This is a genomic window from Blastococcus sp. TML/M2B (genome assembly GCF_016612865.1).
In the GTDB taxonomy this organism is placed as follows: Bacteria; Actinomycetota; Actinomycetes; order Mycobacteriales; family Geodermatophilaceae; genus Blastococcus.
In genome coordinates this window covers 1,187,707-1,209,241 of sequence record NZ_JAENZZ010000002.1, presented here as the reverse complement: position 1 = coordinate 1,209,241, position 21,535 = coordinate 1,187,707, and the positions used below count along the sequence as shown (strand labels likewise).

Sequence of the window (21,535 nt, the reverse complement as noted above, 5' to 3'; positions counted from 1 at the left end):
CGGCCGCGTGCTGACGGCGCTGGGGACGGTGCCGTTCTTCCTCTACGTCGCGGTGTTCCTGCTGCTCCCCATCGCGGTGCTGGCGGTCGAGGCGTTCCGCGCCACCGACCCGGTCACCTACGAGGAGACCTGGTCCACCGGCTCGATCACCACCATCACCGAGGGCGTCTACCGCCGCGCCTACCTGGGCAGCCTGCAGCTCTCGCTGATCACCGCCGTGCTCGCCGCCGTCCTCGGGCTGGCCTTGGCCGTCGCCATCCTGCGCGCCCGCCGCGGGCAGCTGCTGCGCCGGATGGTGCTCACCGCCTCGGGTGTCCTCGCCAACTTCGGCGGCATCCCGCTGGCCTTCGCGTTCATCGCCACCATCGGCAACCAGGGCGTGGTCACCGCGCTGCTCCAGGACACCCTCGGCATCGGCCTGGGCGGGTTCTCGCTGTACTCGATGACCGGCCTGGCGCTGGTCTACCTCTACTTCCTCGTGCCGCTGATGGTGCTCACGATCATCCCGGCGCTGGAGGCGCTCCGGCCGCAATGGCGGGAGGCCGCCGACAACCTCGGCGCGACGGGCTGGCAGTACTGGCGCTATGTGGGCGGGCCGGTGCTCGCCCCGCCGGTGCTCGGCGCCACCATGCTGCTGTTCGCCTCCGCGTTCGCCGCCTACGCGACCGCCAAGGCGCTGGTCGGCAGCAGCGTCCCGCTGGTCACGCTGCAGATCGCCGACGCGCTGTCGAGCAACGTCGTCGTCGGCGCGGAGAACCTCGGCAAGGCGCTGGCGCTCGGCATGGTCGTCGTCGTCGGCCTGGTCATGGCGTTCTACGCCTGGGTGCAGCGCCGCACGCAGCGGTGGCTGGCATGACCGCGCTGGCGGAGGGCGTCGCGGGCGCCGGGGGAGTCGCCCCGGACACCCCGGTCCGGTCCGGACGGCGTGGCGGCGGGGCCTGGCGGTTCGCCGTCCTCGGCCTGCTCGGGCTGTACTTCCTCATCCCGATCGCGGCCTCGTTCTGGTTCACCGTGCGCGACCGCCGGGACGGCGGGGTGACCGCCGAGTTCTACACCGGCATCCCCGGTGCCGACGGGTTCGCCGAGGCCTTCACCCGCTCACTGATCCTGGCCGCGCTCACCGTGCTCCTCGCGCTGGCGCTGATGATCCCGACCGTCGTCCTCGTGGACCTGCGGCTGCCCCGGCTGCGGACGGCGGTGGAGCTGCTCACCCTCATGCCGCTGGTCGTCCCGCCGATCGCGCTGGTCGTCGGCGTCCGCAGCGTGCTGTCGTGGGCACCGGACTACTTCCTGGGCACCCCGCTGGCGGATGCGTTCTTCGCGATCCAGGAACCGGACCTGCCCTGGATCCTGGTGTTCGCCTACGTCGTCCTGGCGCTGCCGTTCGTCTACCGCGCGCTGGACGCCGGCGTGCACGGGGCCGACCTGCGCACGCTCACCGAGGCCGCCCGCAACCTGGGCGCGTCCTGGCCGCGGGTGCTGGTCTCGGTGGTGCTGCCGGTGCTGCGCACCTCGGTGCTCAACGCCGCGTTCCTCACCCTCGCCCTCGTGCTGGGCGAGTTCACCTTCGCCAACATCCTCGGGTTCGAGACCTTCCCGACCTGGATCCTGCGGATCTCGGGCTCGGCGCCGCAGCTGTCGGTCGCCGTCTCCGTGCTCTCGCTGCTGGTCACCTGGCTGCTGCTGCTGATGATCTCCGCGCTGGACCGCCGGCGCGGCACGGAGGAGACCGCATGACCGCCGCCTCGCCCCGCACCGCGGCCGCGGCCCCGGACACCCGCCCCGGCGTGCCCATCCGGATCGAGGGGCTGACCCGGCGCTACGGCTCCGTCGTCGCCCTCGACGGGCTGGACCTGGACATCGCCGGCGGCGAGTTCCTCGCGCTGCTCGGCCCGTCGGGCTGCGGCAAGACGACGGCGCTGCGGGCGATCGCCGGGTTCGACCGGCCCGACGCCGGCCGGGTGCTGCTCGGCGACCGGGACGTCACCGGGGTGCCGGCGAACAAGCGGGACGCCGGCATGGTGTTCCAGGCCTACAGCCTGTTCCCGAACCTGACGGTCGCCGAGAACGTCGCCTTCGGGCTGCGGGTGCGGCGGCGGGACCGCGCCGAGCAGCGCACGCGGGCGGCCGAACTGCTCGAGCTGGTGGGCCTCGCCGACCGCGGCGACCGCTACCCGCACCAGCTCTCCGGCGGCCAGCAGCAGCGGGTCGCCCTGGCGCGGGCGCTGGCGGTGGCGCCGAAGGTGCTGCTGCTGGACGAGCCGCTGTCGGCCCTCGACGCCCAGGTGCGGGTGCAGCTGCGCGAGGAGATCCGGCGGATCCAGCTCGAGCTCGGCATCACCACCGTCTTCGTCACCCACGACCAGGCCGAGGCGCTGTCGGTGGCCGACCGGGTCGGCGTCATGCGGGCCGGGCGGCTCGAGCAGGTGGCCGGCCCGGACGAGCTCTACGAGCGCCCGGCGACGGCGTTCGTCGCGGAGTTCGTCGGCACGATGAACCGGCTGCCCGCCACGCTGTCGGCCGGCGCCGTCGAGCTGCTCGGCGTCCGCCGCCCGGTCGCGGGCTCCGCGCCCGCCGGTGCGGTGGAGGCGCTGGTCCGGCCGGAGGCCCTCGTGGTGACCGCCGGCGGGCCCGCGCACGTCGTCACCCGCACGTTCTCCGGTGCGGTCACCCGCCTGCTGGTCGCGCTGCCCGACGGCACCGAGGTGCGCGCGGACCTGGCCAGCGCCGACAGCCAGCACCTCACCGCGGGGACGGCGGTGTCGGTGGTGCCGGCCGAGCGGCCGGTGCTCGTCGTCCCGGCCGAGCCGGCATGACCTCCGTCGACCGCTCCGACCCCGGCGGCCGGGCCTGGGTGGACCGGGCGGTCGCGCTGGTGGAGGCCGATGCCCGGCGCAGCGCCGACACCCACCTGCTGGTCTACCCGCTGCCGCCGGAGTGGGGCATCGACCTCTACCTCAAGGACGAGTCGACCCACCCGACCGGCAGCCTCAAGCACCGGCTGGCCCGGTCGCTGTTCCTGTACGGCCTGTGCTCCGGCCAGATCACCGAGGGCAGCACCGTGGTGGAGGCCTCCAGCGGGTCGACGGCGGTGAGCGAGGCGTACTTCGCGCGGATGCTCGGGCTGCCGTTCGTGGCGGTCATGCCGCGCTCGACCAGCCCCGAGAAGATCGCGCTGATCGAGTTCCACGGCGGCCGATGCCACTTCGTGGACCGCGCCGCGGAGATGTACGGGGAGGCCCGGCGGCTGGCCGCCGAGTGCGGCGGGCACTACCTGGACCAGTTCACCTACGCCGAGCGGGCCACCGACTGGCGGGGCAACAACAACATCGCCGAGTCGATCTTCGACCAGCTCTCCGCCGAGCGGCACCCGGTGCCCGCGTGGGTGGTCGTGGGCGCCGGCACGGGCGGGACCAGCGCCACCATCGGCCGCTACCTGCGCTACCGGCGGCACCCCACCCGGCTGGCCGTCGTCGACCCGGAGAACTCCGCGTTCTTCCCGGGCTGGGCCGCCGGCGACCCGGAGGCGACCACCGGCGGGCGCTCGCGCATCGAGGGGATCGGCCGCCCGCGGGTGGAGCCCTCGTTCGTGCCGACCATCGTCGACCGGATGATCCGGGTGCCCGACGCCGCCTCGCTGGCCGCCATGCGCCACCTGGCCGAGGTCACCGGCCGGCGGGCGGGCGGCTCCACCGGCACCAACCTGTGGGGCGCCTTCTCGCTGGTGGCCGAGCTGCGCGCCAGCGGCCGCACCGGCAGCGTCGTCACCCTGCTGTGCGACGGCGGCGAGCGGTACGCGCACACCTACTACTCCGACGAGTGGGTCGCCGGGCAGGGGCTGGACCTGGCGCCGCACGCCGCCACGCTGCGCCGATTCGCCGAGACCGGCGACTGGCCGACCACGGCGTGACGTGGCTCACCAGGCCCTCGTCCCGCAGTGCCGAAACGGGGAAGTAACCTCCGAAGTCGGAGTTGGTCGGGCGTTCGCCCGCACCCCCTGACGCGTCGCGGAGGTATGTCTGGCGATGAACATCGTCGTTCTGGTCAAGCAGGTCCCGGATTCCGGCAGCGAGCGCAAGATGGATCCGGCGGACAACACCGTCGCCCGCGCCGCCGCTGACAACGTCGTCAACGAGATCGACGAGTACGCCATCGAAGAGGCGCTCGTGGTCAAGGAGGCCCAGGGCGGTGAGGTCACCGTCCTGACCGTCGGCCCCGACAGCGCCACCGACGCCATCCGCAAGGCGCTCTCCATGGGTGCCGACAAGGCGGTCCACGTCTCCGACGAGGCCATCAAGGGCTCCGACGCCGTCCAGATCAGCGCCGTCCTGGCCGCTGCCCTGGGTCAGCTGGAGTACGACCTCATCATCTGCGGCGCCGAGGCGACCGACAGCCAGATGAGCGTCATGCCGGCCCTGCTGGCCGAGCGCCTGGGCCTGCCGCAGCTCTCCGGTGCCCGCAAGCTCACCGTCGACGGCGGCGTCGCCAAGATCGAGCGGCAGACCGACGGCGGCTACTGGGCCGTCGAGGCCCCGCTGCCCGCGATCGTGTCCACCTGGGACACCATCAACGAGCCGCGCTACCCGTCGTTCAAGGGGATCATGGCCGCCAAGAAGAAGCCGGTCGAGACCAAGACCCTGGCCGACCTCGGCGTCGACGCCTCGGTCGTCGGGCTGGCCAACGCCACCACCCAGGTCCTCGACTTCGCCGGTCGCCCGCCCAAGGGCGAGGGCGTCAAGGTGACGGACGAGGGCGACGGCGCGCAGAAGTTCGTCGACTTCCTCGCCGGCCAGAAGATCGTCTGAGCCCGGCCCGGATCGAAGGAAGAGGAGAAGCTACTCATGGCAGAGGTCCTGGTCCTGGCCGAGCTCAACCCGGCCGGTGGAGGAGTCCGCAAGACGACCCTCGAGGCGCTGACCGCGGCGCGTGCGCTCGGTGAGCCGTCCGCCGTCGTCATCGCCGCCCCCGGCACCGCCGCGGGCGTGAAGGACGCGCTGGCCGAGTACGGCGCGGCCACCGTCTACGTCGCCGAGGCCCCCGAGGTCGACGAGTTCCTCGTCGCCCCCAAGGCCGAGGTGCTGGCCCAGCTGGTCGGCGAGAAGTCGCCGGCCGCGGTCGTCATCCCCTCCTCGCCCGAGGGCAAGGAGGTGGCCGCGCGCCTGGCCGTCAAGGTCGGCAGCGGTTTCCTGACCGACGTCACCGAGATCGCCGCCGACGGCACCGCGACCCAGGTCGCGTTCGCCGGCCAGGTGATCGTGCACTCGAAGGTCACCGCCGGCACCCCGATCTACACGCTGCGCGGCAACTCGGTCACCCCCGAGCCGGCCCCCGCCGCCGGTGCCGAGCAGGCCGTGACGGTGTCGGTCTCCGACGCCGCCAAGGGCGCGAAGGTCACCGACCGCGTGATCGAGCAGAAGAGCAGCCGCCCCGAGCTCACCGAGGCCTCGATCGTGGTCTCCGGTGGTCGCGGTGTGGCCAGCGCCGAGAACTTCTCGATCATCGAGGGCCTGGCCGACTCGCTCGGTGCCGCCGTCGGCGCCTCGCGCGCCGCGGTCGACTCCGGCTTCTACCCGCACAGCTTCCAGGTCGGGCAGACCGGCAAGACCGTCTCGCCGCAGCTCTACGTGGCCGTCGGCATCTCCGGTGCCATCCAGCACCGCGCCGGCATGCAGACGTCGAAGACGATCGTCGCCATCAACAAGGACCCGGAGGCGCCGATCTTCGAGCTCGCCGACTTCGGTGTCATCGGCGACCTCAACACCGTCGTCCCGACGGCGACCGAGCTGATCACCGCTCGCAAGTAGGACCTCGCACCGACGCCCGGGCGTCGCTCCCTCCGGGGAGCGGCGCCCGGACGCGTTCCCGGACCCGGGAAGGTCCGGGGCGCCCGCGGGGTTGGGTCGCTGCGTGGAGGAGTCACGCGCGTCGATCTGGGACGCCGGCCACCGGCTGACGACGATCGGGCTGCTCACCCTCGTCACCCTGATCGCCTTCGAGGCGATGGCGGTCGGGACGGCGATGCCGACGGCGGTCGACGAGCTCGACGGCGTCGCCTGGTACGCCTGGCCCTTCAGCGCGTTCCTCGTCACGTCGATCGTCGGCATGGTCGTCGGCGGCGAGGTGGGGGACCGGCGCTCGCCCCGGCCCGGCGTCCTCGCGGGCGTGCTGGTGTTCGCCGCGGGGCTGCTCGTCGCCGGCCTCGCCCAGCACATGGCGGTGCTGGTCCTCGGCCGCGCGGTGCAGGGCCTGGGCGCCGGCGTGGTCATCGTGCTGCTCTACGTCATCGCCGGGCAGGCGTACTCCGCGGAGCTGCGCCCGCGGCTGTTCGGCGCCTTCGCCGCCGGCTGGGTGCTGCCGGCCCTGGTGGGGCCGCTCGCCGCCGGGCTGGTCACCACGCACGTCGGCTGGCGCGGAGTGTTCCTGGGCCTGCTGCCGCTGGTCGGGGCCGGCCTGGCCCTGCTCCTGAGCGCGGCGCCCGATGTCGCGCCCGAGGGGGTCGACGGCGACCGGCGCAGCAACGCGTTCTGGGCGCTGCTGGCCGGCGCGGGGATCGCCACGCTGCAGTACGCCGCGCAGCGCCTGGACGTCGTCTCCCCCGGGCTGGCCCTGGTCGGTGCCGCCGCGCTCGCCGCCGGCCTGCGCCGGTTGCTGCCGCGCGGCACGGTCCGCGCCCGGCCGGGCATCCCCGCGGTCGTGGCCTGCCGCGGCCTGGCCGCCGGCGCCTTCTTCGGCATGGACGCGCTGCTGCCCTTCGTGCTCACCCAGCAGCACGGGTGGAGCGCCGCGACCGCCGGGCTGCCGCTGACGGCCGGCGCGGTCGGCTGGGTGGTCGCCGCGCAGCTGCAGGGCCGCCGGCCCGACGTGCCCCGGCGACGGGTGCTGCGCGCCGGGTTCCTGCTGCTCGCGCTCGGGCTGGTCGCCTCCGCCGCCACCGCGGTGCCGGCGCTCGGCGGCTGGCCGGCCTACCTGACCTGGGGCGTCGCGGGTGTGGGCATGGGGCTGGCGATGCCCAGCGTCGGCGTGCTGCTGCTCGACCAGTCGCCGGAGGCCGAGCGCGGCGCGAACTCCGCGGCGCTGCAGATCTCCGACGTCACCGGCTCGGCGCTGTGCGTCGGGCTCTCCGGCCTGCTGGTCGCCGGGGCGGCCGACGGCGGGGGCGACCTCGCACCGGCGGTGCTGCTCGCGGTGGCCGTGCTGTCGATCCCCGCGATCGTGGGTGCCCGCGTGGCCGGGCGCACCGTCCCGCCGGGCCAGGAGGCTCCGGCGGCCGCGACTACCCTGGCGGCGACATGACGTATCTGGACCACGCGGCGACGACGCCGATGCTGCCCGAGGTGCTCGCGGCGATGACCGAGCAGCTGGGCCGGGTCGGCAACGCCTCGTCGCTGCACGCCAGCGGCCGGGCCGCCCGCCGGGTGGCGGAGCAGTCGCGCGAGCGGCTGGCCGAGGCGCTGGGCGCCCGCCCGTCGGAGGTGCTCTTCACCGGCGGCGGGACCGAGAGCGACAACCTGGCCATCAAGGGCATGTTCTGGGCGCGCCGCGGGTCCGACGCGCAGCGCCGACGGCTGGTGGTCAGCCCGGCCGAGCACCACGCCGTCCTGGACAGCGTCGAGTGGCTGGTCAAGCACGACGGCGCCGAGGTGACCTGGCTGCCCGTCGAGCCCAGCGGGCGGATCCGGCCCGAGGCGCTCGCCGAGGCGCTGGGCGACGGCCGCGACGTGGCGCTGGTCAGCGTCATGTGGGCGAACAACGAGATCGGCACGGTCAACGACATCGCCGCGCTGACCGCCGTCGCGCACGCCGTGGGGGTGCCGGTGCACACCGACGCCGTCCAGGCCGTCGGGCAGGTGCCGGTCGACTTCGGCGCCAGCGGCGTCGACGCGCTCACGATGACCGGGCACAAGCTGGGCGGGCCGATGGGCGCGGGCGCGCTGCTCCTGCGCCGCGACGCGGACTGCACGCCGCTGCTGCACGGCGGCGGGCAGGAGCGCGACGTCCGCTCGGGGACGCTCGACGTCGCCGCGATCGTCGGGCTCGGCGTCGCCACGGTCACCGCCGTCGGCAGCCGGGGGGAGCGGGCCGCCCGGGTGGGCGAGCTGCGCGACCGGCTGGTGCGCGAGGTCGCCGCGCAGGTGCCCGACGCGCAGCTCAACGGCGCCCCGCTGGACGACGTCGTCGCCGGCGGACCCGGGCGGCTGCCCGGCAACGCGCACCTGTCCTTCCCCGGCGCCGAGGGCGACGCGCTGCTCATGCTGCTCGACGCCCGCGGCATCGAGTGCTCGACCGGGTCGGCGTGCAGCGCCGGCGTCGCGCGGCCCAGCCACGTGCTGCTGGCGGTGGGCGCCGACGGCGAGCGGGCCCGCAGCTCGCTCCGGTTCAGCCTCGGTCACACCTCGACCGACGCCGATGTCGACGCCGTCGTCGAGGTGATCGGGCCGGTCGTGGAGCGGGCTCGGCGGGCGGGGCTGGGTCGACGATGAGGTGGCGCCGATGAGGGTGCTCGCCGCCATGAGCGGGGGAGTGGACTCGGCCGTCGCCGCCGCCCTGGCCGTCGAGGCCGGGCACGACGTCACCGGGGTGCACCTGGCGCTGTCGCAGAACCGGCAGACGCTGCGCAGCGGCTCCCGCGGGTGCTGCAGCGTCGAGGACTCGCACGACGCGCGCCGGGTCGCCGACGAGCTGGGCATCCCGTTCTACGTGTGGGACCTCGCCGACCGGTTCACCGAGGACGTCGTCGACGACTTCGTGGCCGAGTACGCCGCGGGGCGCACGCCCAACCCGTGCCTGCGCTGCAACGAGAAGATCAAGTTCTCGGCGGTGCTCGACCGCGCGCTGTCGCTCGGGTTCGACGCCGTCGTCACCGGGCACCACGCGCGGCTCGCCGACGGTGCGCTGCGGCGATCGGTCGACGCGGCGAAGGACCAGTCCTACGTGCTGGGTGTGCTCACCGCCGAGCAGCTGGCCGCCGCCTGGTTCCCGCTCGGGGGCATGACCAAGGAGCGGGTGCGCGAGATCGCCGCCGAGCGCGGGTTCGCCGTCGCCACCAAGCCGGACTCGCACGACATCTGCTTCATCCCCGACGGCGACACCCGCGGCTTCCTGGCCCGCCGGCTCGGCAGCCGCCCCGGGCCGGTGGTGGACGCCACGACCGGCGAGACCGTCGGCCAGCACGACGGCACCTACGGCTTCACCGTCGGCCAGCGCCGCGGCCTGGGGGTCGCCGCCGGGGACGCGCGGCCGCGGTACGTGCTCGGCATCGAGCCGGTCAGCCGCACGGTCACGATCGGCACGGCGGAGCTGGCGTCGGTCGACGAGGTGCGCACCGGTGCGCCGACCTGGACCGGTGCCGCGCCGGTGCTGCCGGGCCGCTTCGAGGTGCAGCTCCGGGCGCACGGCAGCCCGGTGCCCTGCGAGGTCAGTGCCGACGACGACGGCCTGCGCATCGAGCCGGCGGTCCCGCAGCGCGGGGTCGCGCCGGGCCAGTCCGCCGTCCTCTACGAGCCGGACGCGGAGCGCGGCGACCGGGTGGTGGGCCAGGCGGCCGTGCGGCTCGCCCGGTGACCGCACCCTGGGGGCCGGTCACCGGCGTCGGGTCGCTGCCCGGCACGGACACGGCCGAGGCCGTCCGCACCGTGCTCGGCGAGCTGCCGGGCATGCCGCACCTGCCCGAGCTGCCGGGCCGCGGGGCCGGCGCCGACATGATCGGGCGGACGGCGGCGCTGCTGGTCGGGCTGGCCGTCGACATCACGCCGGCCGGCTGGCGGCTGGTGCCGCGCTCGGGCATCGAGCAGCGGCGGGCCGAGGAGTTCCTGGCGCGCGACCTCGACGCGCTGCACGAGCAGGCCGACGGGTTCACCGGGACGCTGAAGCTGCAGGCCGCCGGGCCGTGGACGCTGGCCGCCTCCCTGGAGCGCACCCGCGGTGAGCGGGCGGTCGTGGACGCCGGGGCGCGCCGCGACCTGGCGCAGTCGCTCACCGAGGGGTTCGCGGCGCACGCCGCCGCCGTCGCGGCGCGGGTGCCCGGAGCGCGCCTGGTGCTGCAGCTCGACGAGCCGAGCGTGCCCGCGGTGCTGCAGGGCGCGCTGCCCACGGCGAGCGGATTCGGTCGGCTGCCGGCCGTGCCCGCCGAGGTCGTCGAGCAGGAGCTGCGGGCCGTGGTCACCGGCCTGCCCGCGCCGGTGGTCGTGCACTGCTGCGCGCCCCGCATGCCCCTGGGGCTGTTCCGCGCCGCGGGTGCGGCCGGGCTGTCGTTCGACCTGGGGGTGGTGCAGGACCTCGACGCGGTGGGTGAGGCCGTCGACGCCGGCGTCCACCTGCTGGCCGGGGTGGTGCCGGGCACCGACGCGGCGCTGCCCTCTCCGAAGGCGACCGCCTCGCGGGTGCGGGGCTGGTGGCGCGAGCTGGGCTTCTCCGCCGAGGCGCTGCCGGACGCCGTCACCCTGACGCCGTCCTGCGGGCTGGCCGGGGCGAGCCCCGCGTACGCCCGGGCGGCGATGACCCACCTGCGCGAGGCGGCGGAGCAGCTCCAGCCGGAGTAGGCCCTCGCGGCCCCTTCAGCGCAGCTCGCCCACCCGGCAGACGGTGGTGCCCGACCGGGGGCAGGCCCAGGTGACGTCGTCCCCGGCGCGCCGGACGACGAGCGGGTGGCTGTCCGGGTGCTCGGGGCAGGGCGGCCAGCTCGTCCTCGCGGTGCCCCACAGCTCCTCGACCGCCCAGTCGTGCACCTGGTCCGCGACGTGGGCGAGCTGCTCCGGCAACGGGGCGCCCAGGACGACCGACACGCCGGTTCCGCTGCCGTCGGCGGACCACAGCCAGGCGGAGGCGACGCCCTCCTCATCAGCCGGGTCCTGATCGCCGATCCGGTGCGGCTGCGGCCCGCCGGCCCGGAGGTCGTGGAGCACCGGTTCGAGGGCGCGGGCGAGCTCGGGGTGCACACCGGCATCGTGGCAGGCCGGCCGGTACCGGCGGTCCTCACTGCCCCGGGTGACGTCCGGTTGGCTGTCGTACCGGCCGGATAACGTTCCCGCGTGAGCACCGATCCCGCTGCGCTGGACGAGCCCGCCGTCGAGGCGGCGACCGACCGCGAGGACGTCACCGAGGTCCCCGACGACGCGCGCACCCGCCACCGCGACCTCTCCGAGGAACTGGACCGGTACGCCTTCGCCTACTACGTCCGCGACGAGCCGCTGGTCAGCGACGGCCAGTACGACGAGCTCATGGGCGAGCTCAAGGCGCTCGAGGCCGCCCACCCGGCGCTGCTCACGCCCGACTCGCCGAGCCAGAAGGTCAACGGCGGGTTCACCGCGACGTTCGCGCCGGTGCAGCACCTGGAGCGGATGCAGAGCCTGGACAACGCGTTCAGCAGCGACGAGCTCTCCGCCTGGGCGGCGCGGGCGGAGCGCGAGGGCGCGGCCGGTGCCGCCTACCTGTGCGAGCTCAAGGTCGACGGGGTCGCGGTCGCGATCGTCTACGAGAACGGCCGGATGGTCCGCGCGGCCACCCGGGGCGACGGGACGACGGGGGAGGACGTGACCGCCAACGTCCGCACCATGGCGGGCGTGCCGCAGCAGCTCTCCGGGGACGACGTCCCCGAGCTGCTCGAGGTGCGGGGCGAGATCTACTTCCCGGTCGCCGCGTTCGCCGACGTCAACGCCGGCATGGTCGAGGCGGGCAAGGCGCCGTTCGCCAACCCGCGGAACGCCGCCGCGGGGTCGCTGCGGCAGAAGGACCCGCGGGTCACCGCCTCCCGGCCGCTGCGGCTGGTCGTGCACGGGGTCGGGGCGCATCGCGGCTTCGACGTCGACCGGCAGTCGGCCGCCTACGAGCGGCTGCGTTCGCTGGGCCTGCCGGTGAGCGACCGGTCGCGCGTGGTCGAGGACCTCGAGGCGGTGTGGGCGTTCATCGAGCAGACCAAGGAGCAGCGGCACTCGGTCGAGCACGAGATCGACGGCGTCGTCGTCAAGGTCGACCAGTACGCGCTGCAGCGGCGGCTGGGGTCGACGTCGCGGGCCCCGCGCTGGGCGATCGCGTTCAAGTACCCGCCGGAGGAGGCGACGACGAAGCTGCTCGACATCCGGGTGAACGTCGGCCGCACCGGGCGGGTCACGCCGTTCGCGTACATGGAGCCGGTGAAGGTGGCCGGGTCGACGGTGCAGCTGGCCACGCTGCACAACGCCTCCGAGGTCGTGCGCAAGGGCGTGCTGATCGGCGACACGGTCGTCATCCGGAAGGCCGGGGACGTCATCCCCGAGGTGCTCGGCCCGGTGGTCGCGGCGCGGACCGGGGACGAGCGGGCGTTCGAGATGCCGTCGCACTGCCCCGAGTGCGGCACCGAGCTGCGGCCGGAGAAGGAGGGCGACGCCGACATCCGCTGCCCGAACTCCCGGTCGTGCCCGGCGCAGCTGCGGGAGCGGGTGTTCCACGTCGCCGGCCGCGGGGCGTTCGACATCGAGAACCTGGGCTACGAGGCGGCGATCGCGCTGCTGGAGGGCGGCCTGCTGCAGGACGAGGGCGACATCTTCTTCCTCGACGAGGAGAAGCTCCGCCGCACCACGTTCTTCACGAAGAAGAAGGACGCAGCCTTGTCGGCCAACGGGCAGAAGCTGCTCACCAACCTGCAGAGCCGCAAGGACGTGCCGCTGTGGCGGGTGCTGGTCGCGCTCTCCATCCGGCACGTCGGGCCGACCGCGGCGCAGGCGCTGGCCCGCGACTTCCGCTCGCTGGACCGGATCGCGGAGGCGTCCGAGGAGGAGCTCGCCGCCGCCGACGGCGTGGGGCCCACGATCGCGACGTCGATCCGCGACTGGTTCGCCGTCGACTGGCACCGCGAGGTGGTGGAGAAGTGGCGTCGCGCCGGGGTGCGCATGGTCGACGAGGGCAGCGACGCCGGCCCGGGGCCGCTGACCGGTGTGACCGTGGTGGTCACCGGGTCGCTGCGGGACTACAGCCGCGACCAGGCGACCGCCGCCATCCAGGAGCGCGGCGGCAAGGTGACCGGGTCGGTGTCGAAGAAGACCGGGTTCGTCGTCGTCGGTGCCGACCCGGGGAGCAAGTACGACAAGGCGGTGCAGGTGAAGGCGCCGGTCCTCGACGACGACGGGTTCCAGGTGCTGCTTGACCAGGGGCCGGACGCCGCCCGCGAGGTCGCGACGATCGGCGACGGGAGCGAGCCGCCGGCGGAGTGACGCCGCTGGTCTCGGGTAGGGGCCGGGTCCACTGCTCCGGAAGGACCCCTGCGTGGCCGTGCCCGCTGCTCTCCCCGACGCCCTGCTCGACCTGCTCCGCCGGGCGAGCCCCTGCTTCCTCTCGACCCTCATGCCGGACGGCTCGCCCCAGCTGACGCAGACCTGGGTGGACACCGACGGGCACGACGTCCTGATCAACACCGTCCGCGGGCACCAGAAGGTGCGGAACGTCGAGCGCGACCCGCGAGTGGCGCTCAACGTGGCCGACCCCGACGATCCGAGCCGCTACTTCGAGGTGCGGGGCCGTGTCACCGAGGTGACCGAGGACGGAGCGCGGGAGCACATCGACGCGCTCTCCCAGCGCTACATCGGTCGCCCCTACCCCTGGTTCGGCGGCCGGGACCAGGTGCGGCTGCTGGTGCGGATCACCCCGGAGAAGGTCACCTCGCCGCGCGGCTGACCGTGGCCCGCCCTCTGCCCGGCGCTCCAGTGACGAGGCGACCCAGCAACCAGGCGGCGAGGCGACCAGGCGACCGCAGGACCCCGCGATCAGGCGCCCGGCGCCCCGGTGATGCGGCGTCCGGTCAGAACGGGGGAGGCGTGGTGGTCGCGACCAGACCGCTCGGCGTGACGACCGTGAGCGTGCCGTCCTCCGACAGGTGGTGCTGCCAGCCCGGCGCCTGGTGCTTCCCGCGGTGGTGCCCGGTGCAGTAGCCGGCGAGGTTGCCGGCGCTCGTCGGCCCGTCGGGCCACGGCCGGTCGTGGTCGAGCTCGCCGCCCAGCGGCACCCGCCGGCGGCACCCGGGCTGCCGGCAGCGCCGGTCGCGCGCGCGGAGGAAGCGGTCGAGCTTCGCCCCGGGTCGGTAGCCGGAGCTCGGTGGCGGTGGACCGAGGCCCGGGCGGTCGCCGAGGTCGTGATCGCACCGGGCCGGGTCGCGGCGGCAGGAGTCGTCGCCGCAGGTGGCCAACGCGCACAACTCGGTGCTGTCGGTCAGTGCCAGGAGCGCTCCGCTGAGGTCGTCCACGATCGCGATGCGGGGCCGGTCGAGCAGCCCGCCGCCCGCGGTGCGCTCCAGCAGTGCGGCCAGCGCCTCGCGCTGCCCGGCGGTGGCCGCCACGAGCGCGTCGATCGCCCCGCGGGCCCGCGTCATCCGCCCGGCCGGGCCGTCCTCCCACGCCGCGTCGTCGTCCGCCGCGGCACGTCCGGCCGCCGCGACCGCCCGATCGGCCCGACCCACCGCGCGTTGCAGCTCCAGCAGGGCCGCGCTCGCCTCGTCGACCGCTCGATCGGCACGCGCCCACCCTGGGGACGCATCGGCCCCGTCGGGCGGTGACGTCGGAGTGCCCGGTGGTGCCGCGTCCACCGGCGACGCCGCGTCGGCCGATGGCGTCGCGTCCACATCTGACGCCGGGTCGGCTGGGGGTGTCGGCGGGCGGGAGTCGGTCGCCTCGGTGGGTGGTTCCGCATCGGGTGGCGTCCAGTCGTCGTCCGGCGGGGTGGGGCCACTGCGGCGGGCCTGCTCGGCCCACCAGCGCTCGAGCACCTCGAGCGGCGGGTCCTCCTCGCCGCCCCACTCACCCCGCAGCGCCCGCGCCTCCACCTCGGTCCACCAGCGCTCGTCCGCGGCGCGCATCGCGTCGTTCCACGCCTCGACCGGGGGCTCGTCGAACAGCCACCCCGCGGCCGGAGGCGCACCGCCCGGGTCCGGCGCCGCAGCGGGCCCGCCAGGGTCGGGGGCCGCGTCGGGCAGCAGTCCCAGGGCACGGGCGAGGGCACGCACCACCTCCGCCGGCACCGGCTCGCCGCCGATCTCGCCGGGCTGGTCCCCGCCCAGCAGCGTGGCGATGCCCGCGACCACGGTGAGCCGCGCCCGCACCGGAGGTCCGTCGTGCTCGCCCGGCCGGAGCACGAGGTCGAGCAGGCAGTCGGCCATCTTCTGGCCGCGCGTCCGGGGATCGTCCGGGTCGTCGATGGCGTCCGCGTACTGACCGAGCACGTCCAGCAGGGCCTGGGCCTCGGGCACGGTGATCAGGGCGTCGAACACGGCCATGCCCTCGCGGCGGTCCGCCCGCACCGACACCCCGCGCTCGCGGAGCGCCCGCGCCAGCCGCTGGGCCGCGGCGGCCGCGTCGTGCCGCAGCACCGAGCGCCGCACCTTCGCACCCAGCTGCGGCGGCGTCGTGACCGACCGGCCGGCCACCCACTCGAGCACCTCCCGCTCCACCCGGGCGCGGATCGCCGCGTCGCGGATGGGCGCCACCTTCTCCAGCAGCGACCAGAGGTGCCCCTCGTGGATCAACCCGGACTCGAGTGCCGCCAGGACGCGGGGCAGCCGGTGCACCAGCGTGAGCGACCGCTCCAGCAGGTTCTCGGCCGCGACCGGGCTGATCGACAGCGCCACCACGAGCTCCTGCGCCGCCCACTCGCTGACGTCGGCCAGCACCTCGGGACGGGCGGCCCGCCGTTCCGCGCTCATGGCGCCCGGCGTGCCGGCGGGGCGGTCGGCCGACGTGGGCCGGGTCGCGGCGAAGGCGGCCACCGCCCGGGCACGGCGGGCGAGCTGCCGGCCGGCCTCGCGCTGGGCGGCCTGCACGACCCCCAGCGGCCCCGAGGCCCAGCCGACCGACGGCGCCTCGGGCGCGGCCGGACCGGCCGTCGTCCCCGTCGCAGCGCCGCTCATGCGTTCGATCATACGTTCGAACGACCATGCCGACAAGGTGCCTGTGGACGGAGAAAACGCAGGTGGACCGGGGGAGCAGTATGCCGGGGCGAGCCGCCCGGCAGAGGGAGCTCAGGCCGGCGGCAGGTGCACCACGGTCGAGGCGATGCCGACGAGGTGCACCAGCCGGAGCAGCTCCGACCGGCGGAACGCCGGCCCACCCGAGCGCCCGAGCACCACCGCGCACGCGTCCCCGCCGTACGGGGCCGCCATCATCTCGATCGCCATCTCCCGCCAGCGCTCGGGCAGCCACTCGTCCTCGCTGGGCAGCAGCCGGGGAGCGGTCAGCGGCATCCACGGCAGCTCCAGCCCGTCGAACGCCGGCGCCGCGTCGGACGCCGCACGCACCTCCCACGAGCCGGGGCCGCAGTCGAGGACCACCGCCCACCCGCAGTGGAAGACCCGCGGCAGCTCCGCGGCGAGCAGCGTCTCCGCGGTCCCCTCGCCGGCGCGGGCGAGACCGTCCAGCAGCTCCAGCTCGCGGTGGGTGTCGAGCGGCCCCGCGAACGGGCGCAGCGACTCGACCACCACGTCGGGCACGCTCTGCGCGACGGTGATCAGGCCGTCGGGCAGCCGGTCCGGCGGCAGGTCGACGACCAGGTCGTCGACGGCCACGCCGCTGCCCCGCTCGAGCACGTCGAGCGACACGATGTCGATGCCGGCGCTGCCCAGCGCGGTCGCGACCGCGCCCAGGATGCCGGGCCGGTCGGGCATGACCAGGCGCAGGAGATAGGACACGGTTCCTCCGGGACGTCCTCGGGCGTGGGCCGATCTCCGTTGATCGCAGGCGGGAGCACCCTCTCACGGTGACGAGGCGCCGCAGACCCCCCACGTACAGTGGGACGGTCAGGCGCCGGTCCCCGGAGGGGTGTCGACGCCGGCCAGCCGCCCCTCGAAGTGGAGTTCCGCCCCGCATGAGCACGCCGTCCCGCAAGGACCGACTCACCCGTGACGAGGTGGCGCACCTCGCCCACCTCGCGCGGCTGGCCGTCACCGACGAGGAGCTGGACCTCTTCGCCGGGCAGCTGGGCGCCGTCCTGGACGCCGTCGCCCAGGTGGGCGGTGCCGATGTCGCCGACGTCCCGCCGACGACGCACGCGGTGCCGATGACCAACGTCTTCCGCGAGGACGTCGCCCGGCCCAGCCTGCCCCGCGAGGCGGTGCTGGCCGGCGCGCCCGCCGCCGAGGACGGCCGGATCCGCGTGCCGCGCATCCTGGGGGAGGAAGCGTGAGCGACCTGACGACCACCGACGCCGCGGAGCTCGGCCGGCTGCTCTCCGGCGGTGAGGTCAGCGCGGTCGAGGTGACCCGCTCCTACCTGGACCGCATCGAGGCCGAGGACGACGCGATCGGCGCCTACCTGCACGTCGACGGCGAGGCCGCGCTGCGCACCGCGGAGCGGGTCGACGCCGCCCGCGCCGGCGGCACCGCGACCGGTCCGCTCGCCGGCATCCCGCTGGCGCTGAAGGACGTCGTCGTCACCGAGGGCGTGCCCACCACCAGCGGCTCGAAGATCCTCGAGGGCTGGCGGCCGCCGTACGACGCGACGCTGGCCGCCCGGCTGAAGAACGCCGGCACCGTCCTGCTGGGCAAGACCAACATGGACGAGTTCGCGATGGGCTCCTCCACCGAGAACTCCGCCTACCGCGTCACCCGCAACCCGTGGGACCACGACCGGATCCCCGGCGGCTCGTCCGGTGGTTCGTCGGCGGCGGTCGCCGGTGGCCTCGCCCCGTGGGCGATCGGCACCGACACCGGCGGCTCGATCCGCCAGCCCGCGGCCGTCACCGGCCTGGTCGGGCACAAGCCGACCTACGGCTCGGTGTCGCGCTACGGCCTCATCGCCTTCTCCTCCAGCCTCGACCAGGCCGGCCCGATGACCCGCACGGTCCTCGACGCGGCCCTGCTGCACGAGGCCATCGCCGGTCACGACCCGCTGGACTCCACCTCCATCGCCTCCCCGGTGCCGGTGCTCGCCGAGGCCGCCCGCCGCGGCGCCGAGGGCGGCCTGTCCGGCCTGCGGGTCGGCGTCGTCACCGAGCTCGGCGGCGAGGGCCACACCGACGGCTACGACGAGGGCGTGCTCGCCCGCGTCGCCGAGGCGGTCGCGCTGCTGGAGAGCCTGGGCGCGGAGGTCCGCCACGTCTCCTGCCCGGCGTTCGACCTCGCGCTGCCGGCCTACTACCTGATCGCGCCCAGCGAGGCGTCGTCCAACCTGGCCCGCTTCGACGGCGTCCGGTACGGCCTGCGGGTCGGCGACGACGGCGACCGGGACCTCGACGAGGTCATGGCGCTCACCCGCGAGCAGGGCTTCGGTCCCGAGGTCAAGCGCCGGATCATCCTCGGCACCTACGCGCTGTCCAGCGGCTACTACGACGCCTACTACGGGCAGGCGCAGAAGGTGCGCACCCTTATCACCCGCGACTTCACCAGCGCCTGGGACGACGTGGACGTGCTGGTCAGCCCGACCAGCCCGACCGTCGCCTGGCCGGTCGGCGCCCGCGTGGACGACCCGATCGCCATGTACGCCGCCGACCTCTGCACGCTGCCGGCGAGCCTCGCCGGCGTGCCCGCGATCTCGGTGCCCTGCGGGCTCTCCGAGGGCCTGCCGGTCGGCTTCCAGATCATGGCGCCGGCCCTGGCCGACGACCGCTGCTACAAGGTCGCCGCCGCGCTCGAGGCAGCTCAGGACGCCGCCCGCGGCTCCCGGTTCCTCGACCAGCTCACCGCCCGCCCGGCCGGGAGCGCGGCGTGAGCGGCGCGCTGAAGGCCGCCTGGGGCCTGACCGCCTTTGTCATCGTCGGCGGCCTCGTCGGCTGGATCGCCTCCGGGCGCCCCGTCTTCGCCGTCTTCCTCGTCCTGGGCGTGCTCACCGCCGTCGGCGCCGTGGTCACCGGCCGCGCCGAGCGAGCCGCAGGCCGGCCCCCCGCACCCAAGGAAGGCCCCACCCCGTGAGCAGCACCACCGACCGGCTCGTCGACTTCGACGAGGTCCTCACCCGCTACGAGCCGGTGTTCGGCCTGGAGACCCACGTCGAGCTGGGCACCGCCTCCAAGATGTTCTGCGGCTGCGCCACGACCTTCGGCGCGGAGCCCAACACGCAGACCTGCCCGACCTGCCTGGGGCTGCCCGGTTCGCTGCCGGTGGCCAATGCCGCCGCGATCGAGTCGACGATCCGCATCGGCCTGGCGCTGGGCTGCCGGATCGCCACGTGGGCGCGGTTCTCCCGGAAGAACTACTTCTACCCGGACATCCCCAAGGGCTTCCAGACGACGCAGTACGACGAGCCGATGTGCACCGCCGGGCATCTGGACGTCGAGGTGGACGGCGAGACGTACCGGGTCGAGATCGAGCGCGTGCACCTCGAGGAGGACACCGGCAAGAACCTGCACGTCGGTGGCTCGACCGGGCGGATTCACGGCGCCGACCACTCGCTGATCGACTACAACCGCGCGGGCATCCCGCTGGTCGAGATCGTCACCCGGCCCATCCCGGGTGCCGGCGCCAAGGCCCCCGAGGTGGCCAAGGCCTACGTCACCGAGCTGCGCGAGATCCTCGTCGCGCTCGGTGTGTCCGAGGTGCGCATGGAGCAGGGCAACCTGCGCTGCGACGTCAACACCTCCCTGGCGCCGATCGGCAGCCTGGAGTGGGGCACCCGCACCGAGACCAAGAACGTGAACTCGCTGCGCTCGGTCGAGCGCGCCGTGCGCTTCGAGATGCGCCGCCAGGCCGCGGTCCTCGATGCCGGCGGCACGATCACGCAGGAGACCCGGCACTTCCACGAGGACACCGGCAGCACCTCGCCCGGCCGCAGCAAGGAGGAGGCGACCGACTACCGGTACTTCCCCGAGCCCGACCTGGTGCCGGTCGCTCCCGACGAGGAGTGGGTCGCCTCGCTGCAGGCCGCCCTGCCCGAGCTGCCCGCCGCCCGGCGCACCCGGCTCTCCGACGAGTGGGGCATCTCGCCGACCGAGATGGCCTGGCTGGTCAACGCCGGTGCCGTCGAGCTGGTCAGCGACACCGTCGCCGCGGGCGCCTCGCCCGCCGACGCCCGCAAGTGGTGGCTGGGTGACCTCGCCCGCCGTGCCAACGACACCGGTGTCGAGCTGGGCGAGCTCGCCGTCACGCCGAAGCAGGTCGCCGAGCTGATCGGGCTGATCTCCGCCGGCACGATCAACGACCAGCTGGCCCGGCAGGCGCTCGACGGCGTGCTCGCCGGCGAGGGTGACCCGGCGGCCGTGGTCGAGGCGCGCGGGCTGGCCGTCATGGGCGACTCCGACGAGCTGGTCAGCGCCGTCGAGGCGGCCATCGAGGGCAACCCCGACGTCGCGGAGAAGGTGCGCGGCGGCAAGGTGCAGGCCATCGGCGCGCTCGTGGGCGCGGTCATGAAGACCACCCGCGGCAAGGCCGACGCCGCCACCGTCAAGCGGATGCTCGAGGAGCGGCTCTCCTAGAGCGGACTTCCGCCCGCGGACGACGGCGGGTTGATGCGCAGCACCTTGTCGTCGTCCTCGGCCGGGGCGCCGATGCCGTCGCGGTTCGACGTCGTGATCCACAGCGCGCCCTGGGGGTCGGCGACGACGGTGCGCAGCCGCCCGTAGCGGCCGCCGAGGAACTCCTCGAGGTCGCCGGCGACCGCGCCCGCGTCGTCCACCGGGACGGCGTGCACCCGTTGGCCGTCGAGCGCGCCCAGGAACACCGCGCTGCCGGCGACGGCGCAGCCGCCGAGGCCGTCGTCGCCGGGCGGGATCTCGACGACGGGGCCGGTCACGGCGTAGTCGCGGCCCTCGGTCAGCGCGTCCAGCTCGTCGGGGCCGTCGAGGGCGGCGTCGACGGCGAACAGCCGGTCCTCCTCGCCGACGCACACGGCGGTGACGTCGCGGTGCCCGCTGGTGAAGGCCGGCCCGGCGCCCACCGGCCCCCCGAAGACGTCGATCCGCAGCACCTTGCCGCCGAGGGAGAGCGGGTCGGTGCCCAGCGCCGGGTTGCCCGTGTCGCCGGTGCCGACGTAGAGGCTGCCGTCGGCGCCGAACACCAACCCGCCGCCGTTGTGCACCTCGCCGCGCGGGAGACCGGTGAGCACCGCGTTCGGAGTCCCCCCGATCGGGAAGCGCACCACCCGGTTGTCGGTCCCGGTGGAGAGGTAGGCGTAGAGCAACCCGTCCTCGAGGTACGTGGGCGAGACGGCCAGGCCGAGCAGCCCGCCGTCACCGGCCGGGTCCACGCCCGGCACGACCATCAGCTCGCGGGCGGGGGAGCGGTCGGGGAAGACCTGCAGGATGCGGCCGGTGTCCCGCTCGCCGACGACGGCGGTGCCGTCGGGCAGCAGCGCCAGCCCGGTGGGCACGGCGAGGCCGGAGGCGACGACGTTGGGGTCGCCGTCGGACTCCTCCGCGCCGGGCTCGGCCGGGCGGTCGGGGTCCGGCGCGGACGACGACGGCGGCGGCCCGACCCGGGGTGGGGCGCCCTCGGGCAGCGGGCGGAAGGGCCCGGACGGCTCGTAGCCGTCGCTGCCGCACCCGGCGAGGAGGACGGCGCTCAGCAGCAGCGCACCCGCCGAGACCCGCCGCATGCCCCCACAGTACGTGCGCACCGCGGGGCCGGACGGAGGTTGCGCCTAGTCTCGGCGCT

The 21,535-nt window shown here is 75.0% G+C and carries 20 protein-coding genes; 16 read left to right on the top strand and 4 right to left on the bottom strand.

Annotated features, from left to right (window positions below):
- The first annotated feature begins 7 nt into the window (after positions 1-7).
- From JKP75_RS14340 to JKP75_RS14295, 10 genes are all read left to right on the top strand, one after another.
- Positions 8-856, top strand: a complete 849-nt coding sequence (locus JKP75_RS14340) for an ABC transporter permease subunit (protein ID WP_309229854.1) — start codon at positions 8-10, stop codon at positions 854-856.
- The gene (locus tag JKP75_RS14335; protein ID WP_200490631.1) at positions 853-1,737 is read left to right on the top strand and encodes an ABC transporter permease subunit; all 885 of its coding nucleotides are present in this window, start codon (positions 853-855) and stop codon (positions 1,735-1,737) included. The genes JKP75_RS14340 and JKP75_RS14335 overlap by 4 nt, the downstream gene beginning before the upstream one ends.
- Complete coding sequence (locus tag JKP75_RS14330) at positions 1,734-2,816, top strand: ABC transporter ATP-binding protein (protein WP_200490632.1); 1,083 nt, start codon at positions 1,734-1,736, stop codon at positions 2,814-2,816. Before JKP75_RS14335 ends, JKP75_RS14330 begins: the two co-directional genes overlap by 4 nt.
- Entirely contained in the window at positions 2,813-3,910 is a 1,098-nt protein-coding gene (locus JKP75_RS14325) for a PLP-dependent cysteine synthase family protein (protein ID WP_200490633.1), read from the top strand. Before JKP75_RS14330 ends, JKP75_RS14325 begins: the two co-directional genes overlap by 4 nt.
- A 115-nt stretch (positions 3,911-4,025) precedes the next feature.
- Positions 4,026-4,805 (top strand): electron transfer flavoprotein subunit beta/FixA family protein, encoded by a 780-nt coding sequence (locus tag JKP75_RS14320; RefSeq protein WP_200490634.1) that lies wholly within the window; start codon positions 4,026-4,028, stop codon positions 4,803-4,805.
- Positions 4,806-4,841: 36 nt separating this feature from the next.
- Positions 4,842-5,804, top strand: coding sequence for an electron transfer flavoprotein subunit alpha/FixB family protein (locus JKP75_RS14315; protein ID WP_200490635.1), 963 nt, complete (start codon positions 4,842-4,844; stop codon positions 5,802-5,804).
- Between the two features lie 103 nt (positions 5,805-5,907).
- Complete coding sequence (locus JKP75_RS14310) at positions 5,908-7,293, top strand: MFS transporter (RefSeq protein ID WP_309229853.1); 1,386 nt, start codon at positions 5,908-5,910, stop codon at positions 7,291-7,293.
- A complete protein-coding gene (locus JKP75_RS14305; protein WP_200490636.1) occupies positions 7,290-8,480 on the top strand; it encodes a cysteine desulfurase family protein in 1,191 nt (396 codons plus the stop codon). Before JKP75_RS14310 ends, JKP75_RS14305 begins: the two co-directional genes overlap by 4 nt.
- 10 nt (positions 8,481-8,490) lie before the next feature.
- Entirely contained in the window at positions 8,491-9,561 is a 1,071-nt protein-coding gene (gene mnmA / locus JKP75_RS14300) for a tRNA 2-thiouridine(34) synthase MnmA (RefSeq protein WP_200490637.1), read from the top strand.
- Complete coding sequence (locus tag JKP75_RS14295) at positions 9,558-10,538, top strand: methionine synthase (protein WP_200490638.1); 981 nt, start codon at positions 9,558-9,560, stop codon at positions 10,536-10,538. The genes mnmA and JKP75_RS14295 overlap by 4 nt, the downstream gene beginning before the upstream one ends.
- Positions 10,539-10,553: 15 nt before the next feature.
- Here the strand turns inward: JKP75_RS14295 and JKP75_RS14290 are convergent, their stop codons facing one another.
- Entirely contained in the window at positions 10,554-10,934 is a 381-nt protein-coding gene (locus JKP75_RS14290) for a hypothetical protein (RefSeq protein ID WP_200490639.1), read from the bottom strand.
- A gap of 93 nt (positions 10,935-11,027) precedes the next feature.
- Here JKP75_RS14290 and ligA point away from each other — a divergent pair, with 93 nt between their 5' ends.
- Together ligA and JKP75_RS14280 are read left to right on the top strand one after the other, a co-directional pair.
- A complete protein-coding gene (ligA, locus tag JKP75_RS14285) occupies positions 11,028-13,184 on the top strand; it encodes an NAD-dependent DNA ligase LigA (protein WP_200490640.1) in 2,157 nt (718 codons plus the stop codon).
- Between the two features lie 52 nt (positions 13,185-13,236).
- Positions 13,237-13,644, top strand: a complete 408-nt coding sequence (locus tag JKP75_RS14280; protein WP_309229852.1) for a PPOX class F420-dependent oxidoreductase — start codon at positions 13,237-13,239, stop codon at positions 13,642-13,644.
- 124 nt (positions 13,645-13,768) lie between these two features.
- Here JKP75_RS14280 and JKP75_RS14275 read toward each other — a convergent pair whose 3' ends face one another.
- Together JKP75_RS14275 and JKP75_RS14270 are read right to left on the bottom strand one after the other, a co-directional pair.
- Positions 13,769-15,865: an HNH endonuclease gene (locus JKP75_RS14275; RefSeq protein WP_200490641.1), complete on the bottom strand. Its 2,097-nt coding sequence runs from the start codon at positions 15,863-15,865 to the stop codon at positions 13,769-13,771.
- A gap of 111 nt (positions 15,866-15,976) precedes the next feature.
- Positions 15,977-16,642 (bottom strand): ACT domain-containing protein, encoded by a 666-nt coding sequence (locus JKP75_RS14270; protein ID WP_200490642.1) that lies wholly within the window; start codon positions 16,640-16,642, stop codon positions 15,977-15,979.
- A gap of 176 nt (positions 16,643-16,818) precedes the next feature.
- On the opposite strand from JKP75_RS14270, the gene gatC reads away from it, so the two are divergent.
- From gatC to gatB, 4 genes are read left to right on the top strand one after another with little or no spacing between them, the layout of a single operon-like run.
- On the top strand, positions 16,819-17,136 hold the full coding sequence (gene gatC / locus JKP75_RS14265; protein ID WP_200490643.1) for an Asp-tRNA(Asn)/Glu-tRNA(Gln) amidotransferase subunit GatC: 318 nt from the start codon (positions 16,819-16,821) through the stop codon (positions 17,134-17,136).
- Positions 17,133-18,659, top strand: coding sequence for an Asp-tRNA(Asn)/Glu-tRNA(Gln) amidotransferase subunit GatA (gatA, locus tag JKP75_RS14260; protein WP_200490644.1), 1,527 nt, complete (start codon positions 17,133-17,135; stop codon positions 18,657-18,659). The genes gatC and gatA overlap by 4 nt, the downstream gene beginning before the upstream one ends.
- Entirely contained in the window at positions 18,656-18,859 is a 204-nt protein-coding gene (locus tag JKP75_RS14255; RefSeq protein ID WP_200490645.1) for a hypothetical protein, read from the top strand. Before gatA ends, JKP75_RS14255 begins: the two co-directional genes overlap by 4 nt.
- A complete protein-coding gene (gene gatB, locus JKP75_RS14250; protein WP_200490646.1) occupies positions 18,856-20,358 on the top strand; it encodes an Asp-tRNA(Asn)/Glu-tRNA(Gln) amidotransferase subunit GatB in 1,503 nt (500 codons plus the stop codon). The genes JKP75_RS14255 and gatB overlap by 4 nt, the downstream gene beginning before the upstream one ends.
- On the opposite strand, the gene JKP75_RS14245 is transcribed toward gatB, so the two are convergent.
- A complete protein-coding gene (locus tag JKP75_RS14245; RefSeq protein ID WP_200493182.1) occupies positions 20,355-21,476 on the bottom strand; it encodes a sorbosone dehydrogenase family protein in 1,122 nt (373 codons plus the stop codon). The two genes, gatB and JKP75_RS14245, sit on opposite strands and share 4 nt — an antisense overlap.
- Positions 21,477-21,535 lie beyond the last annotated feature (59 nt).

Excerpts from the sequence above, each read along its gene's own strand:
- JKP75_RS14245 (WP_200493182.1), bottom strand. The coding sequence starts at position 21,476 with ATGCGGCGGGTCTCGGCGGGTGCGCTGCTGCTGAGCGCCGTCCTCCTC.
- gatC (WP_200490643.1), top strand. The coding sequence starts at position 16,819 with ATGAGCACGCCGTCCCGCAAGGACCGACTCACCCGTGACGAGGTGGCG.
- JKP75_RS14315 (WP_200490635.1), top strand. The coding sequence starts at position 4,842 with ATGGCAGAGGTCCTGGTCCTGGCCGAGCTCAACCCGGCCGGTGGAGGA.
- JKP75_RS14275 (WP_200490641.1), bottom strand. The coding sequence starts at position 15,865 with ATGAGCGGCGCTGCGACGGGGACGACGGCCGGTCCGGCCGCGCCCGAG.
- mnmA (WP_200490637.1), top strand. The coding sequence starts at position 8,491 with ATGAGGGTGCTCGCCGCCATGAGCGGGGGAGTGGACTCGGCCGTCGCC.
- JKP75_RS14325 (WP_200490633.1), top strand. The coding sequence starts at position 2,813 with ATGACCTCCGTCGACCGCTCCGACCCCGGCGGCCGGGCCTGGGTGGAC.
- JKP75_RS14335 (WP_200490631.1), top strand. The coding sequence starts at position 853 with ATGACCGCGCTGGCGGAGGGCGTCGCGGGCGCCGGGGGAGTCGCCCCG.
- JKP75_RS14305 (WP_200490636.1), top strand. The coding sequence starts at position 7,290 with ATGACGTATCTGGACCACGCGGCGACGACGCCGATGCTGCCCGAGGTG.
- JKP75_RS14320 (WP_200490634.1), top strand. The coding sequence starts at position 4,026 with ATGAACATCGTCGTTCTGGTCAAGCAGGTCCCGGATTCCGGCAGCGAG.
- JKP75_RS14330 (WP_200490632.1), top strand. The coding sequence starts at position 1,734 with ATGACCGCCGCCTCGCCCCGCACCGCGGCCGCGGCCCCGGACACCCGC.